Annotated in this window: 14 protein-coding genes; 9 read left to right on the plus strand and 5 right to left on the minus strand. The window is 47.7% G+C overall.

All coding sequences use genetic code 11. From position 1 onward, the window contains the following. The first annotated feature begins 19 nt into the window (after positions 1 to 19). From RIH33_RS10320 to RIH33_RS10335, 4 genes are read left to right on the plus strand one after another with little or no spacing between them, the layout of a single operon-like run. Positions 20 to 892 (plus strand): dienelactone hydrolase family protein, encoded by an 873-nt coding sequence (locus RIH33_RS10320; protein ID WP_406652095.1) that lies wholly within the window; start codon positions 20 to 22, stop codon positions 890 to 892. A 44-nt stretch (positions 893 to 936) separates the two neighbouring features. Then, on the plus strand, positions 937 to 3696 hold the full coding sequence (gene polA / locus RIH33_RS10325) for a DNA polymerase I (RefSeq protein WP_406652096.1): 2760 nt from the start codon (positions 937 to 939) through the stop codon (positions 3694 to 3696). Between the two features lie 21 nt (positions 3697 to 3717). Continuing rightward, positions 3718 to 4665, plus strand: a complete 948-nt coding sequence (locus tag RIH33_RS10330) for a threonine/serine dehydratase (RefSeq protein WP_406652097.1) — start codon at positions 3718 to 3720, stop codon at positions 4663 to 4665. 31 nt (positions 4666 to 4696) lie between these two features. Then, entirely contained in the window at positions 4697 to 5575 is an 879-nt protein-coding gene (locus RIH33_RS10335) for a diacylglycerol/lipid kinase family protein (RefSeq protein WP_406652099.1), read from the plus strand. Positions 5576 to 5582: 7 nt separating this feature from the next. On the opposite strand, the gene lgt is transcribed toward RIH33_RS10335, so the two are convergent. Continuing rightward, entirely contained in the window at positions 5583 to 6356 is a 774-nt protein-coding gene (gene lgt, locus RIH33_RS10340) for a prolipoprotein diacylglyceryl transferase (RefSeq protein ID WP_406652101.1), read from the minus strand. Positions 6357 to 6390: 34 nt separating this feature from the next. Then, the gene (locus RIH33_RS10345; protein WP_406652102.1) at positions 6391 to 6873 is read right to left on the minus strand and encodes a PaaI family thioesterase; all 483 of its coding nucleotides are present in this window, start codon (positions 6871 to 6873) and stop codon (positions 6391 to 6393) included. Positions 6874 to 6983: 110 nt separating this feature from the next. Between RIH33_RS10345 and RIH33_RS10350 the strand changes: the two genes are divergently transcribed. The 4 genes from RIH33_RS10350 to RIH33_RS10365 all read left to right on the plus strand — a co-directional run bounded on the left by RIH33_RS10350 (position 6984) and on the right by RIH33_RS10365 (position 11968). Next, on the plus strand, positions 6984 to 7868 hold the full coding sequence (locus tag RIH33_RS10350; protein ID WP_406652105.1) for an MBL fold metallo-hydrolase: 885 nt from the start codon (positions 6984 to 6986) through the stop codon (positions 7866 to 7868). 96 nt (positions 7869 to 7964) lie between these two features. After that, complete coding sequence (locus tag RIH33_RS10355) at positions 7965 to 8795, plus strand: universal stress protein (protein WP_406652107.1); 831 nt, start codon at positions 7965 to 7967, stop codon at positions 8793 to 8795. A 105-nt stretch (positions 8796 to 8900) separates the two neighbouring features. Next, on the plus strand, positions 8901 to 9734 hold the full coding sequence (locus RIH33_RS10360; protein WP_406652108.1) for a universal stress protein: 834 nt from the start codon (positions 8901 to 8903) through the stop codon (positions 9732 to 9734). A 161-nt stretch (positions 9735 to 9895) separates the two neighbouring features. Further along, positions 9896 to 11968, plus strand: coding sequence for a glycoside hydrolase family 97 protein (locus RIH33_RS10365; RefSeq protein ID WP_406652109.1), 2073 nt, complete (start codon positions 9896 to 9898; stop codon positions 11966 to 11968). Positions 11969 to 12049: 81 nt separating this feature from the next. Here the strand turns inward: RIH33_RS10365 and RIH33_RS10370 are convergent, their stop codons facing one another. Together RIH33_RS10370 and RIH33_RS10375 are read right to left on the minus strand one after the other, a co-directional pair. Continuing rightward, positions 12050 to 13021, minus strand: a complete 972-nt coding sequence (locus RIH33_RS10370) for a zinc-binding alcohol dehydrogenase family protein (protein WP_406652110.1) — start codon at positions 13019 to 13021, stop codon at positions 12050 to 12052. A gap of 1 nt (position 13022) precedes the next feature. Then, positions 13023 to 13472 carry a MarR family winged helix-turn-helix transcriptional regulator gene (locus RIH33_RS10375; RefSeq protein WP_406652111.1) on the minus strand — a complete coding sequence of 150 codons (450 nt, stop codon included), beginning with the start codon at positions 13470 to 13472 and terminating at the stop codon, positions 13023 to 13025. 112 nt (positions 13473 to 13584) lie between these two features. On the opposite strand from RIH33_RS10375, the gene RIH33_RS10380 reads away from it, so the two are divergent. Further along, entirely contained in the window at positions 13585 to 14631 is a 1047-nt protein-coding gene (locus RIH33_RS10380; protein ID WP_406652113.1) for an SMP-30/gluconolactonase/LRE family protein, read from the plus strand. A 78-nt stretch (positions 14632 to 14709) separates the two neighbouring features. Here RIH33_RS10380 and RIH33_RS10385 read toward each other — a convergent pair whose 3' ends face one another. Then, positions 14710 to 15363: a DUF4097 family beta strand repeat-containing protein gene (locus RIH33_RS10385; protein WP_406652114.1), complete on the minus strand. Its 654-nt coding sequence runs from the start codon at positions 15361 to 15363 to the stop codon at positions 14710 to 14712. Positions 15364 to 15373: the final 10 nt, after the last annotated feature.

Raw genomic sequence — 15373 nt, forward strand, 5'->3', positions numbered from 1 at the left:
TCCTAAACGTTTAAAAACCATGAAAATCAAAGTAACTACACTCCCCGTACTGGCGGTGATCCTTATGTTTTGGAATCTGAGCATAAGTGATCATCCGACGACAGCACGCCTGGATGCTGATATGACAGCATGCCACACTACCACGCAGCGTTTTGCTTCGCTGGCCAATGATGTAGGATTTCTCAACATTCACTTGGATCCGTTACCCAATACTGATCAGGATTTCACCGGAAAAATGATTACTTATCAGGTACCTGGCGGTGAAGACGCAAACGCCTATTTTGTTGCCTCCAAAAAGCCCTCAAAAGAATACCTGCTGGTGATTCACGAGTGGTACGGGCTGAATAGCTACGTAAAAACCGAATCAGATAAGTTTGCTTCAAAATTCGAGAACATGAATGTCATCGCCCTCGATCTTTATGACGGTAAAGTGGCTGACAACAGTGAAGATGCGAGAACCTATATGCAGTCTGTACAAACAGAACGGGCACAGGCCATCATCAATGCCGCTACAACCTACACGGGTAAGGATGCTAAAATCTACACGGTGGGCTGGTGCTTTGGCGGGGGCTGGTCCTTGCAGGCGGCCATCGAGATAGGCCCTCAGGCCAAAGCGGCCATAATGTTTTATGGCATGCCCGAAACGGACATAGAACGCCTTAGGGGGTTAAGTTGCGATGTGCTGGGAATCTTCGCCAAACAAGACCAGTGGATCACCCCGGAGGTAGCAGCGACTTTCAAAGAAAACATGAGTAAGACGGATAACGAGCTCATCCTCAAGTCATACGATGCTGGTCATGGTTTTGCCAATCCCAGCAACCCGGTGTACAACGAGGCGGCAGCAACGGATGCCTATAAACATTTGTATGATTTTATCACTGCCCGCCGGTAGAAAACACATTTCATTTCAGTGACGGTTGGACTACCTTTACTCGCATGAGTGAAAAGAAAAAACTGTTTCTGTTGGATGCCATGGCGCTCATTTATCGCGCTCACTTTGCCCTTAGTAAAAACCCCATTGTCAACTCCAAAGGCGTTGATACCGGGGCTATTTTGGGCTTTACCAATTCCCTTTTGGAGATCATCACCAAGGAAAAACCAAGCCACATTGCTGTTGCGTTTGATACCCACGCACCCACCTTTCGTCACGTAGAGTTTGCAGAATATAAGGCCACACGCCAGTCTCAGCCTGAAGAAATTGGTGTGGCCATCCCGTATTGCAAAAAAATAATTGCCGGCTTCAATATTCCCATTCTCGAACTGGATGGTTTCGAAGCAGATGACCTCATAGGCACATTGGCCAAAAAAGCGGCCCGTGAAAACTTCGAGGTGTACATGATGACCCCCGATAAGGACTTTGCACAGCTCGTAGAAGACCACATCTTCCTCTACAAACCAGCCTACATGGGCAATGCCGTGGATGTACTCGGTATCCCCGAAGTACTGCAAAAATTTGACATTGACAATGTGGATCAGGTACGTGATGTATTGGGCCTGAAGGGAGATTCTGTAGACAACATTCCGGGTGTCCCTGGCATCGGGGACAAGACGGCCTCCAAACTTTTGAAAGAATTTGGGACCGTTGAGAATATAGTTGCCAATGTAGACCAACTCAAAGGTGCGCTGAAAACCAAAATAGAAACGCACGGAGATCAGGGGATTTTTTCCAAGAAGCTGGCCACCATTAATGTGGATTCACCGATTGAATTTGATGAAGAAGGCCTGCTGCTCTCCGACCCCAACCCAGAGGCTTTAAAACCACTTTTCGAAGAGCTGGAATTTCGAACCATTGCCAAGCGGGTATTCGGTGACACTACTGCTGAGAAAGAGTCGGGCCAGCTGGGCCTTTTTGGAGGTGCCATCAGTGCACCGCCTGCCTCCAGCAAAGACAACTTTGAAGAGAAAAAAGTATCCTATCAGCTGGTAGACAGCCCTGATGGCAGAAAATCTCTTTTGTCTCAGCTGACTAAACTTGATGCCTTTTGCTTTGATACGGAAACCACCAGTCTGGAGTCTATCGAAGCAGAGCTCGTGGGCATTTCGTTTTGCTTCAAAAAGGGTGAGGCCTTCTATGTGACGATTCCCGAAGATCAGAAAGAGGCTCGGACCATTGTAGAGGAGTTCAAGGTGCTTTTTGAAAATGAGAAAACCACCAAAATCGGGCAGAACCTGAAGTATGACATGCAGATTCTTCGCAACTATGGCGTCATGCTGAAAGGAGCCATTTTTGATACCATGCTCGCTCACTATCTGATAGACCCGGAAACTGCACACAACATGGACGTGTTGGCTGAGAATTACCTCAACTATACCCCCATTTCATTTTCCGAACTGGTGGGCAAAGGCAAGAAAGAAAAAAACATTCGCGACATAGACCTCAACCTGGTGAAAGACTACGCCTGCGAGGATGCAGACATCACCTTTCAGCTGATGGAAAAGCTGGAACCTGAAATCAAGGAGTTTAACCTGGGCAAGCTCCTGCATGAGGTGGAAGAACCACTGTCTTATGTGCTGGCAGACATGGAATACGAAGGGGTGAAAATTGATGAGCAGGCACTGTCTGTTATGTCCAAAGAACTGGAGCAGGAGAGCCTCAGAGCTCAGACGGAAATCTTTGAAATCGCCGGTCAGGAGTTTAACATCGGGTCTCCTAAACAACTCGGCGAGATTCTCTTTGACAAACTTAAGCTCATTGAAGACCCGAAAAAAACAAAGACCGGGCAGTATGCTACCGGCGAAGACATACTCTCACGGCTGGCCAACGAACACGAAATTGCCTCCAAAATTCTGGAATTCCGGGAGTACCAAAAGTTGAAATCCACCTATGTGGATGCCCTGCCTAAAATGGTGAGTAAAATCGATGGCCGGGTACACACAGACTACCGTCAGACCATCGCGGCTACGGGGCGGCTCAGTTCCAACAACCCCAACCTGCAGAATATTCCAATCAGAACCGAAAAGGGAAGGGAGATCAGAAAAGCATTTATCCCGCGGAGTGAAGAATATGAAATACTCTCAGCGGATTACTCGCAGATAGAGCTGCGCATTATGGCCTCCTTCTCCGGTGATGAAAGTATGACCCAGGCCTTCAAAGAGGGTGTGGACATCCATGCCAATACCGCCAGCAAAGTATTCAAAGTACCCTTAGATCAGGTGGAGTCTGCCATGCGCCGAAAAGCCAAGGAAGTGAATTTTGGAATTATCTACGGAATTTCCGCTTTCGGCCTCTCCCAAAACCTCAACATCTCACGCTCTGAAGCCGGTGAAATCATTGAAGCCTACTTCACAGAATTTCCCAAAGTAAAGGGCTACATGGACGACGTTATCGAAAAGGCCCGTAAACAAGAGTATGTAGAAACCATTCTGGGCAGAAGGAGATATTTGAGAAACATCAACACTAAAAATTTCACCATGCGGGGCTTTGCAGAACGCAACGCCATCAATGCACCCATTCAGGGCAGTGCTGCAGACATGATCAAAGTGGCCATGATCAATGTGCACAACTGGATGAAGCAAGAAAAACTCAAATCCAAAATGATCATGCAGGTGCATGATGAACTCGTATTTGACGCCCACAAAAGTGAAATTGACCTGCTCACCACCAAAGTAGATGAGTTTATGAAAACTGCCATCCAGCTGGAGGTACCTATGGAAATAGGGCTTGGCCGAGGCAATAACTGGCTGGAGGCGCACTAATTTTAAAATCCCAACGAATAAATGGAAAGCATACCAAGCTTAAGCGATATTAAGAGAGCCCATCAGCGCATCTCCAAAATCATACTGGAAACCCCCGTGATGACCTCCAACTCTATTGATGAGATGACTGGTTGTACGGTTTTCTTCAAATGTGAAAATTTTCAGAAAGTCGGAGCATTCAAAATGCGCGGTGCTGCCAATATGATCCTGGGCTTTCGGCCGGAGGAGCGTGTCAATGGGTTTGCCACACACTCCTCGGGTAATCATGCACAGGCTGTGGCTCTGGCAGCGAAGTTGTCCGGGACGAAAGCCTATGTGGTAATGCCCGAAAACAGCGCCGAGGTGAAAATAAAAGCCACCAAAGAATATGGAGCTGAGGTCATTCTTTGTGAAGCCAACGAAAAATCGCGGATCAAAACCTGCAATGAGATCATCGCCAAAACCGGGGCCATTTTTGTGCCCCCCTTCGATGACTACCGGGTAATTGCCGGGCAAGCCACTGTAGCCAAGGAATTCATCGAAGCGGAAGAGTCCCTGGAGGTCATTATGACCCCCGTGGGTGGTGGTGGACTGGCTGCTGGCACCGCCCTCGCTGCCAAATACCTGGACCCTAACATTGAGGTGATCCTGGGAGAGCCCGAGAAAGCTGACGACACGTACCAATCCATGAAGGCCGGGAAAATTATGCCTGTGAAAAACCCCAACACCATTGCCGACGGGCTCAAGGTTACTGTGGGCAAGCGCAACTTTGAAATCATTCAAAAAGAAGTGAAAGAGGTAATTACAGTCTCCGAAGCAGAAATTATCACTGCCATGCGGATCATCTGGGAACGAATGAAAATCATCGTGGAGCCTTCCTGCGCGGTACCTTTTGCGGCCCTCCTAAAAAGAAAAGATACGTTTGCCGGAAAAAACGTAGGCATAATCCTCACCGGAGGAAACGTAGACTTAGGGAATCTGCCTTTCTAAGTCTATATTTAATTACTACTAACCTTAGGATGTGAAGCGACAATTTTTCGTGGTGGCCAACCCGGCTTCCGGGAGCACCAGGCTCGAGGATATTCTCAATGATGTCATCGATTTTCTGAATGATAGAAAGTACAAATACGAGGTATTCCTAACCTCCAAAAAGCACAATGCCTGGAAGATCGTGGAGAAGAATTTCGATCCATCATTTACTGATCTGCTGATTATTGGGGGGGACGGCACCATCAATGAGGCAGTGAACGGACTCCAATACGACGTGCCTGTAAGTATTATCCCCAATGGAACGGGTAATGATTTTGTGAAAAATTATCCAGTCGGCCATTCGATAGATGATTATTTGAAAGTACTGGAGACAGGAGTCATTCACACCATAGATCTTGGCCTGTGCAATGGACGAAAGTTTGTCAATGGCGTGGGCGTAGGCTTTGATGGTCAGATTGTGGCCGACATGCTCCGCAAAAAAAGTTTCCTCAAGGGGCCTACCAAATATTACTATTATGTGCTGAGAATTCTGGCTACCTACAAGGCACGAAGCTTTAAGTTTGTTCAGGATAAATCTGCCTGGGAAAAAGATCTGATCCTACTCTGTGTAGCCAACGGCACCACCTTTGGTGGAAGTTTTAAACTCACCCCGGATGCGGAAATCAACGACACCATCCTGGATGTATGTGAAATCGGGAAAATCAGTGGACTCCGCAGGTTTCTAAATATCCACAGACTCAAAGAAGGTACCCACAATCGACTACCTGAAGTCAAACTATCCCGCTGCAAACACCTCAGCATAGAGGAAAACCCTCTTTTGGAAGCCCACATCGATGGCGAATATTTTGGTCATCCACCCTTCGAGTTTGGTGTGCTCCCCAATGCCTTGAGACTCCGAATGCTCAGATAGTACGGGGCTATGCTTTTTTAGTTTTCCGAAGGTAGTAATAGGTGCCTACTGCACCCGCAATGATCAACAGTGAAATGAATTGAGAGTGTGAGAGCACGCCCTCAATGATGAAGCCTCGTCTGATATCGCCCCGAAAAATTTCTATAACAGACCGCCCGATCGCATATAGCACAATATAAACCAGAAATAGCCGCCCCTCAAAACGCTTATATCGCTTGAACATCCACAGGATAACAAGCGTAGTACTGATCCAGGCTACTTCATAAAGTTGAGTGGGGTGCAGGGCCGTATTTAAGGGCTCTGCCTGGCTCTCGGGGTCTGTAAAAGTGATTCCAAAAACACTCTCTGTTGGCAATCCGTGACAGCACCCCGCAAAAAAACATCCCATCCGACCAAATAAGTGAATAATACAGCCTGCGATGGCCATCCGATCCATCAAAGACCAAACCGGCCACTTTTGCTTTCTGAAATACCAAACGGTAACGGGAATGACAAACAACAGGGATCCGTAAAACACAAAACCTGTCCTGAGTCCTTTGAACATATTGGAAATCGGGTGGAAATAATAATCCGGTTTCTCCAGATAAAAGAAAAACTTACCCCCTACAAATGCAGCTACAATAACGAGGATAGCCAGAGTTTGGATCTTTTCGGGAGCAATGCCAAGCTCACGCTTCGCCACCGTGGACACATAAAAGTAGCCGGCAATAGCTCCCAGCATAATCATGAAGCCGTAAGTATGAATGGTAAAATCGCCAATGGTAACTAGTTCTGGGTACATATGGGTCGTCAGATAAAGTAGCTAAGTTATTCTGTTATTTAAATGGGTTGGCACCGTCATGCGTACTGCTGTCAAACACACGAATGGCTATGACATCCGCCGAGGCAGTCACTTCACCATTCACCCGAGCCGTACAGGTCATTACTGTCTTCTTTCCTTTCACCTCGGTCACCTGAGCTCGCAGCTCTATCGGGTGTTCGTTGGGTGTGGGCTTGAGATATTTCACGGTAATGGTACCCGTAGCATATCGGTAGGTGGGCGCCGAATCTAATGGCCGATCCTCTCTTCTATAAGCATCCGCCATAGCAGTACCCATACAGTGGCAATCAATGATGGTAGCAAGAATACCTCCGTTCAGCAAATTGGCCCACCCATGATACTTTTCCTGAGAATGCCATGTACACACCGCTTCTTCCCCTTCCCAATAGCTCTGTACATGCAAGCCATCCTCATTGCTCACTCCACAACCGAAGCAAACGTTTTCCGGCATATGCTGTTGAAAATAGTCTTTTCTCATTTATCTGGATTTCAAGATGTCTGCTCGTTTTCGATGCGTTAAATTTAACCATTAAAATATCACTTTAGATTTACTGACCACCTCCTTTTTATATTCAAAAAGTACTCCTTATGATTCACGTTTTAGATCTTGAATTTCAGGGCATAGATCACGCCATTGCCTCATTCCTAATAGAGACCAGCGCCGGACCGGTGCTCATAGAGTCGGGTCCATATTCCACCTTTTCGGCCATGCAAAAAGCACTAGGTCGGCATGGATACCAGCCATCAGACATTCAGCATGTCCTGCTCACGCACATCCATTTTGATCATGCCGGAGCGGCCTGGGCATTCGCCAAAACAGGGGCAAAAATCTACTTACACCCATTTGGTGCCACGCACATGGAGGACCCGACGAGACTGTACGAATCTGCTGCCAGAATCTACGGCGATCAGATGGACCCACTTTGGGGGGCTATGGAAAAAATTCCCGGTGATCAACTGATCACGCTCGGGCATTGCGAAGCACTCACCATCGGTGACCATACCTTCACAGCCCTGCACACACCGGGCCATGCCCAACATCACATTGCCTGGGAGCTTGATGAGGTCATTTTCACCGGAGATGTGGCAGGTGTCAAAATAGGTGCTGGTCCCGTGGTGCCGCCTTGCCCGCCTCCCGATATCAATCTCGAAGATTGGAACAGATCGTTAGATATCCTCCTGGAGCGAAAAGCCAAAACCTTGTACCTGACCCACTACGGGCAGATCACTGAGATCGAATCACATATTCAGGAGCTCAGGGGGATGCTCACAGATTGGGCCAACTGGATAAAAATCCAATGGGAATCCGGGATGGGTGCAGATGAAATGACCCCACTATTTTCCAACTATACCGGAGACCAGCTCCGCGCTTTAGGCGTATCTCCGCATGGTGTCAGGCAATATGAGGCCGCCAATCCCAGCTGGATGAGTGTAGCCGGACTTATCAGGTACTGGAAGAAGAAAGTCTCCTAGGCTCCAGCCTGACCAAAATCATAATGCTGGTTGAGTAGGGTCAATATTTCTACTCCTGACTTGTAGTAGCTTTCTACCAGATAAAGCTTCAAGGTCATGAAAAAAATACTTGTCCCCACTGATTTTTCGGAATGTGCCAGATATGCCACCGACACGGCCATGCAAATAGCCAAACGCGCTGGCGCCGAGTTGCATTTTTACCACCACCTTTTCGTCCCCGTGGACTGGGTGGTTGTAGACTTTGGTCAAGGTAGCTCCCTGCCCGACATCTCTGAAGAGGAAAAGGGTGTTATAGAACAGCTCAAAATTCTCGAAAGTGAAGCCTTTAGCCAGGGGATAAAATGTGTCTCTCACCTGGACTTTGACACCAGCTCTGAGTCCATTACCAGGTATGCATCTGCACACGATATTTCACTCATAGTGATGGGGTCTCATGGTGCCAAAGGCATCAAAGAATTCTTCATAGGCTCCAATGCTCAGAATGTGGTAAAACATGCCAAGATCCCAGTGCTCATCATCAAGGAAAAGCCCGTATTTCGGGACGCTCCGGTCATACTCTTTGCCTCAGATTTTCACTCGGAGGCTCTTGTCCCATTCAGGCTGGTGGCGAAATATGCCCAAAAACTGGGTTCGAAAATACACCTGGTGTACCTCAATACTCCGGCAGATTTCAAGCGCTCCTGGGTGATCCGGGACCGAATGGATCAGTTCATCGACATTGCATCTGATCGCCTGGCCCAGGCGGAAATAGTTGATTGTCTGTTTTTGGAAGAGGGCCTACAAAACTATTGCGAGGAACACGAAATCGAACTCCTGGCAATGGCTACTCACCACCGAAAAGGCCTGCCACGAATGTTTATGGGAAGCATCACAGAGCAGGTGGTCAATCACATAGGTATCCCGGTAGTGAGTATCCCGATTTCCTAGTGGTCTCAAGTAACTGAAGTGACCAAAATCATATGGTGCTTTTGGGCTGTCGGGACTGGTATTGCGTTTTATACTTTATGGTTTCACCCTTAAAATACTACCCCAATGAAAAAGATTCTCGTCCCTACTGATTTTTCGGAATGCGCCAAAAATGCAACTGCCCTGGCCAAGGAAATCGCCAGGCGCTATCATGGTGAACTGCATTTTTATCACTTTGTATCCGTCCCCGTGGATTGGGTACACCTTGATTTTGCCCAGCACACCATTTATCCGGATGTGACACAGGAAGTTAATCGGGTAAAGAAGCTGCTGGATGCCGCTGTAAAAGATGCAGAAGCAGATGGCTTAAAAAGCATTGGCTATATGGACTTTGACAATAGCACCGATGCGGTCACCAGGTATGCCCGATCCAACGACATCTCTATGATCGTAATGGGGTCACATGGTGCCCGGGGTGTTAAAGAATTCTTTATCGGATCCAATGCGCAAACTGTAGTTCGACATGCGGAAGTACCCGTATTAGTTGTCAAACACAAATTCAAAAGAGCAACATTCCCCACCATACTGTTTGTCTCTGATTTCGAAGCTGAAATGATGCGCCCATTCGAAGATGTCGTAGATTTCGCAGAATTACTCGGTGCCAAAATTCATTTGCTCTTTGTGAATACTCCATCGGAGTTTCAGCGCTCCTGGGTCATAAAAGAACGCATGGAGGGATTCATTGCGCTGGCCTCCGATAATCTGGAAAAAGTAGAAATAGTCGACAGCCATACCTTTGGTGAGGGGGTCGAAAAGTATTGTGAAATAAACCAAACAGGGCTGTTGGCCATTGCCACTCACCATCGCAAAGGATTGTCAAGGGCGTTTCTTGGTAGCCTCACTGAAACGGTGGTCAATCACGTAAAAGTACCGGTGGTCAGTTTTCCTATACTCACATAAACTCAACTTTCTCCCGGTTCAGGCTCTCGCAGCAAAAGGAACATTCTATTTCCTTCCGGGATAAACAGGTGATTTTCATGCGGCTCCATCAAGTCTGAATTCATATTGGTTTTATTAGCTTAGCGGCACGTAAAATCATTTTTAAGTATAAAGAAGTAAGTATGAAAAAGTTTTTTGGCCTCTCGCTGATCGGTCTGATAATGATCGGCTGTGGAGGTAAAGCAGAAAAGGCCTGGACGGTAAGCTCACCAGACAAACAAATAGAAGTGAATTTTTTTACCCTGGCCGGACAACCAGCCTACGCGGTGTCTTATAAAGGGCAAAACCAGATTGACACTTCATTCCTTGGTTTTGTTTTTCAGGATCAGCCAGCCCTAAAAGAAAACCTGAAAGTCACTTCAGGCGTCACCAGTAGTTTTAATGAATCCTGGGAAATGCCCTGGGGAGAGCAGCGGCAGGTAGAAAACCGCTACAATGAACTGAAACTATCCCTGGAGGAAACCTCCGCGCCCCATCGTAAATTCGATGTGGTTTTCAGGGCGTTCAACGATGGTGTGGGATTTAGGTATGAGTTTCCCAAACAACCTGCTATGGAGGGAGAAACCATTATTTTGGAAGAACGCTCAGAGTTTAACCTCACTGGCGACCATCAGGTATGGTGGATTCCCGGCGACTGGGATATCTATGAGTACCTCTACAATACCACCAGATTTTCCGAAATCAATGCGTACTCCGTATTCATCCCGGGTGATCACCTGGGTCAGGTTTACCTGCACAGTAACGCTGTTAACACCCCAGTCACCATGAAAAGTGATGCGGGCGTGTACCTCAGCTTTCACGAGGCAGATTTGACCAACTACCCGGGAATGACCCTGAAAGTAGACACCACCAACCTCAGCATGGTGAGTGAACTGGTAGGTAACAAAAGTGGGATCAAGGCCAAAGTAACAGCGCCATTTATCACTCCGTGGAGAACAGTGCAGATTGCAGACCGTGCCGGGGACTTGATTGAATCCAAAATGATTGTAAACCTCAATGATCCCAATCAGGTAGGGGATGTGTCGTGGTTCACGCCTATGAAATATGTGGGCATCTGGTGGGACATGCACCTGGGCAGAAAGACCTGGGATTACGCCAGCGGCAACCACGGAGCAACTACTGAGTACACTAAGGAACTCATGGATTTTGCTGCAGAGAATGGAATCGGTGGGGTGCTGGTGGAAGGCTGGAATACCGGATGGGAAACATGGACTGATCCGAACATGCGGGATACTATTTTCGACTTTACCACGCCATATCCCGACTATGACCTGGAGGAGCTGGCCCGATATGGAAAGGAAAAAGGAGTGCAAATCATCATGCACCACGAAACCAGTGGAGCCGTGGCCAGGTATGAGGAGCGCATGGAGCCGGCCTATCAACTCATGAATAGACTCGGAATCCATTCGGTCAAGACAGGATATGTTGGTACGATCATTCCTGATGGAGAATATCACCATGGACAATGGATGGTCAACCATTACCAAAAAACAGTAGAAACCGGAGCCAAATACCAGGTGGCTATCAACATGCACGAGCCGATCAAAGCAACCGGAAAGCGAAGAACTTTCCCCAACGAAATCGCTCGTGAGGGGCTCAGAGGGCAGGAATACAATGCCTGGGCAGGGGAAGGAGCAAGTCCTCCCGAGCACTTGCCTATCGTGGCCTTTACCCGAATGCTGGCCGGGCCCATTGACTATACCCCGGGTATTTTCAACCTTACCCTGAAGCCTTACAAAGAAGACCACCCAATCAAATCGACACTAGCACAGCAGCTCTCACTGTATGTGGTCATTTACAGCCCTATTCAGATGGCAGCCGATCTCATAGAGTACTATCAGGGCAACCCGGCTTTTCAGTTTATACGCGATGTGGCGGTGGACTGGGAGCAAAGCAAAGTACTGGATGGAGAGATCGGGGATTTTGTGGTGACTGCCAGACAAGCCAAGGGTACAGATGATTGGTTTGTAGGCGGTCTTACAGATGAGAATCCAAAACCTTATACGTTGAAGCTGGATTTTCTTGAAGCAGGAAAAGCTTATACCGCCAGGGTATACAGAGACGCTGAAGATACAGACTATGTCACTAACCCTACGGCCATCGACATTGTGGAGCTGGAGGTGAAAAAAGGAGATGAAATCCCTGTGAACATGGTAGCAGCTGGTGGGTTTGCCGTGAGCCTTCTGGCCAAATAAACCATACTTTACCTGCCCAAAAAACCCAACCGGATGGTCTGGCAAAATCGCCTGTACTTCGATCTCCGGTTGGGTTTTTTTTTAATCCAACAATACCACCAGCTTACCTGTGGCCTGATTGCTCTCCATGTAGGAGTGAGCCTCCTCTACCTCTGAGAGCCTAAACACCCGATCAATGTTGGGTTTTACCTCTCCAACCTCCACCAGGTCAAGGTATTGCTGAAATGCACTGGCCGGCAGATTGGCGGCTTCACCCATATACACGGTGAGCCGGCCAAGCGAAGGAATGTCTCCCATGGGTGTAAAATCTGCCATTGTCCACTCGTTGCCAAGTATTCCGGTCATACATACCACGCCCTTTGGGCGGATACACTTCAGTGAGTCTTTTAGGGTCGCGGTTCCAACAAGTTCAAGCACCTTATCCACACCGTAAGGGAAAAGGTCACGAAGTTTCCCTGCCACCGTGCCATCGTCTATGATCACGTGATCCGCACCATTATCTTTCAGCGAGGCCTCCTTAGCCGGATTTCGCGTAGTGGCTATAACAGTGAGTCCTTGATGGCGTGCCATTTGACAAGCAGTCATACCAATGGAGGATGTCCCGCCTCGAATCAACAAAGTTTCATTTCTTTCTATTTCCAGTGCCAGATGAAGTGAGCCCCATACCGTCTGAAACATTTCAGGAAGCGCCCCAATCACCTCCCATGGTAAGGTGCTCTGAAATGGGAAAACGATTGATTCGGGCACCAGTGCATATTCCGCATAGCCACCGTCGAAGAAACGGCCCATCCCTCCCATGAGGGCCGCTACCTGTTGGCCATTAGTCATTTTTCCGGAAGGGTCTTCCTCCACCACGCCCACACACTCGATCCCCTGTATTCGCGGGAACTCCACTCCGGGTGAGTCTCCTTTTCTGGTAAACATCTCTGACCTGTTCAGGCCGAAAGCCTTCACTTTGATCTTGACCCATCCATTTTTCACCTTAGGAGCCGGCACTTCCTTTATTTCAATGACTGATGGCGGACCGGGCCTGGTCGTTATGGCTGCTTTCATATTATCCCCTTAGTTTATCCAATAAATGATTGAGCTGATCCATCTCCTCAAGGTCCAGGTTGTTGTAAATACTGTCCACCTGCTTCATCTCTTCATCCATGCGCTCACACAGTGCGTGGCCCTTGTATGAGATGGTGACATCCACCAACCTTTTGTCTTTAGCTGACACCTCCTTGATCACCAATTCCTTCTTCAGAAGCCGATCCACCATTCGGGAAACGCCGGCATTCTTTTCCAACATACGATCCAGAATCTGAGAGGTGGTGTAGGAATGTGGAAAAGCACCACGTAATATTCTGAGTACATTGTATTGCTGAGCCGTAAGGCCGTACCCGGCAAAAAAATGCTGCAATTGGTCCTGGGTCCAGAGATAGGTGAAATTCAGATTAACCCTGAGCTTATGCTGAACAGACACAAAGTCCTCTCCTTTAATTTCGTCTTCAATTTTCATAAAATGTGATCATTCTCTATGCAATTTATGATGAATCATTGATGATCTGTCAAGAAGTGAATAAAGAGACCTTTGCGCGGAAAGAATTATCTTTCTCTTATATTCACCTACCATGAAAAGATTCCTGCGCATACTCCTGATTCTGCTTATTTTATTGGCAGCATTTGTCTTACAAATCCTTCACTCGGGTGGTTTCTTCAGAAAAGTTGTCCCCGGCTTTGAGGGGAATATCATTCAAAAAATCAACCTCCCCGGTGCTGAAGACATTGCCATCAGTAGAGAAGATCGTTTTTTGATTGTGTCATCAGATGACCGAGCCAGCCGATGGGGCAAAGGTAAGCCCAGGCAAGGAGGCCTTTTCATGATTGACCTTTCAGCGGAATCTTTCACACCGAAACTCCTCACGGGAGCTTTCGACAGCCCTTTCTACCCTCACGGGATTTCCCTCCTGCGCCTGGATTCCGCCGTGCATCAGATCCTGGCGATTAATCACGCAAATGGCGGGCATACTATTGAAGTATTTCTCCTCTATGGTGATAGTCTGGTGTACGAAAAAACCCTGGCTGACGAATCAATGATCAGCCCCAATGATGTGGTGGCCATCTCCGAAAATGCTTTTTATTTTACCAATGATCACAGGCATACCTCCGGCACCTGGCGCTTGATGGAGGATTATCTGGGCCTCCGCCAGTCCAATGTGGTATACGCCAGCGGCAGCTCTTACCGTGAAGTGGATCATGGCATAGCATATGCCAATGGCATCAACTACGATCCGACGCGAAATCTGCTCTTTGTGGCATCCCCAAGAGATTTTTTAATCAAGGTCTACTCGGTGAATTCGCAGGGGGACCTCACATTCATAGAAGATATTCAGGCAGGCACGGGAGTGGATAACATTGAATTTGACGATTCCGGAAACCTGTGGATAGGAGCTCATCCAAATCTGATGAAGTTTGCCAGCTACGCCGCAGGGAAATCGGAAAAGGCCCCCTCAGAAGTCATTCAAGTGACTTACCGTGGTATCGGGGATTATCAGGTTAGCTCCGTCTTTTTGGATGATGGGGCCATCATCTCTGCGTCCACTGTGGCTGTTCCCTTTACGAACCTGATTTTCATTGGCAATGTGATGGATAATGAACTGGTAGTCTGGAAGCGATGATTTCAAAAAAACCCCGCCCTTTGCAGGTTGGGGTTTTAAGTATTCATTCCCTAATTATCATTCTCCTCCTAATAGCCGTCAATTTAATCCTCCCCTCAGGTAGATATTGCCACTGATGGTTTCCAACTCCATGGGGGAGCCGCCGCTGTTTATCTTACCTCTTACGTTCATCCCTACCACCTGGCGCAGGCCCTCCTTTCCCTCTGGGAAATCGATCTTCAGGTCGGAGTAAATTTCTCCGGAGATGGTTTTTGCTTTGAAGTCCAGCCCTTTTTCCGGAGCAACAGTGATGTCAATGTCCCCTGAAATGGTTTTCAATTCCACCTCCTGTGCCATGGGGGTGGTGATAAAATTTCCGTTGATCGTATTGGCTTTGACCCGGAGCTGACCAGGCAGAAAAACCTGATAGACAATTTCGGACTGAAAACTACAGTTATTACCTGTTCGCTCCACTTTCTTCCACATGTCTTTATCCATGGAGATGGTAATGGTTCCCTCCGTCACAGCCTTCTCCAGGGTGAAGATGTGATCATATTCACCATCATTGATGGAAACCCTCACTTCTACATATACCTCATTTTTATCCCATGTCTGGATGGTGATCTCATCTGCAAAATCAAAATTGAGTTGCAGAAGCTGTTGTTTTCCCACATTCGCTGATTCGGTCACCTGGGTCTGGGCATAGCCCGCCCAGGAAGCTGCCCAGAGCAGCACAGTCATTAATGTTTTCATGTCGGTTTGG

Origin of the sequence: Marinoscillum sp. (assembly GCF_040222955.1) — a bacterium.
Lineage (GTDB): Bacteria > Bacteroidota > Bacteroidia > Cytophagales > Cyclobacteriaceae > Marinoscillum.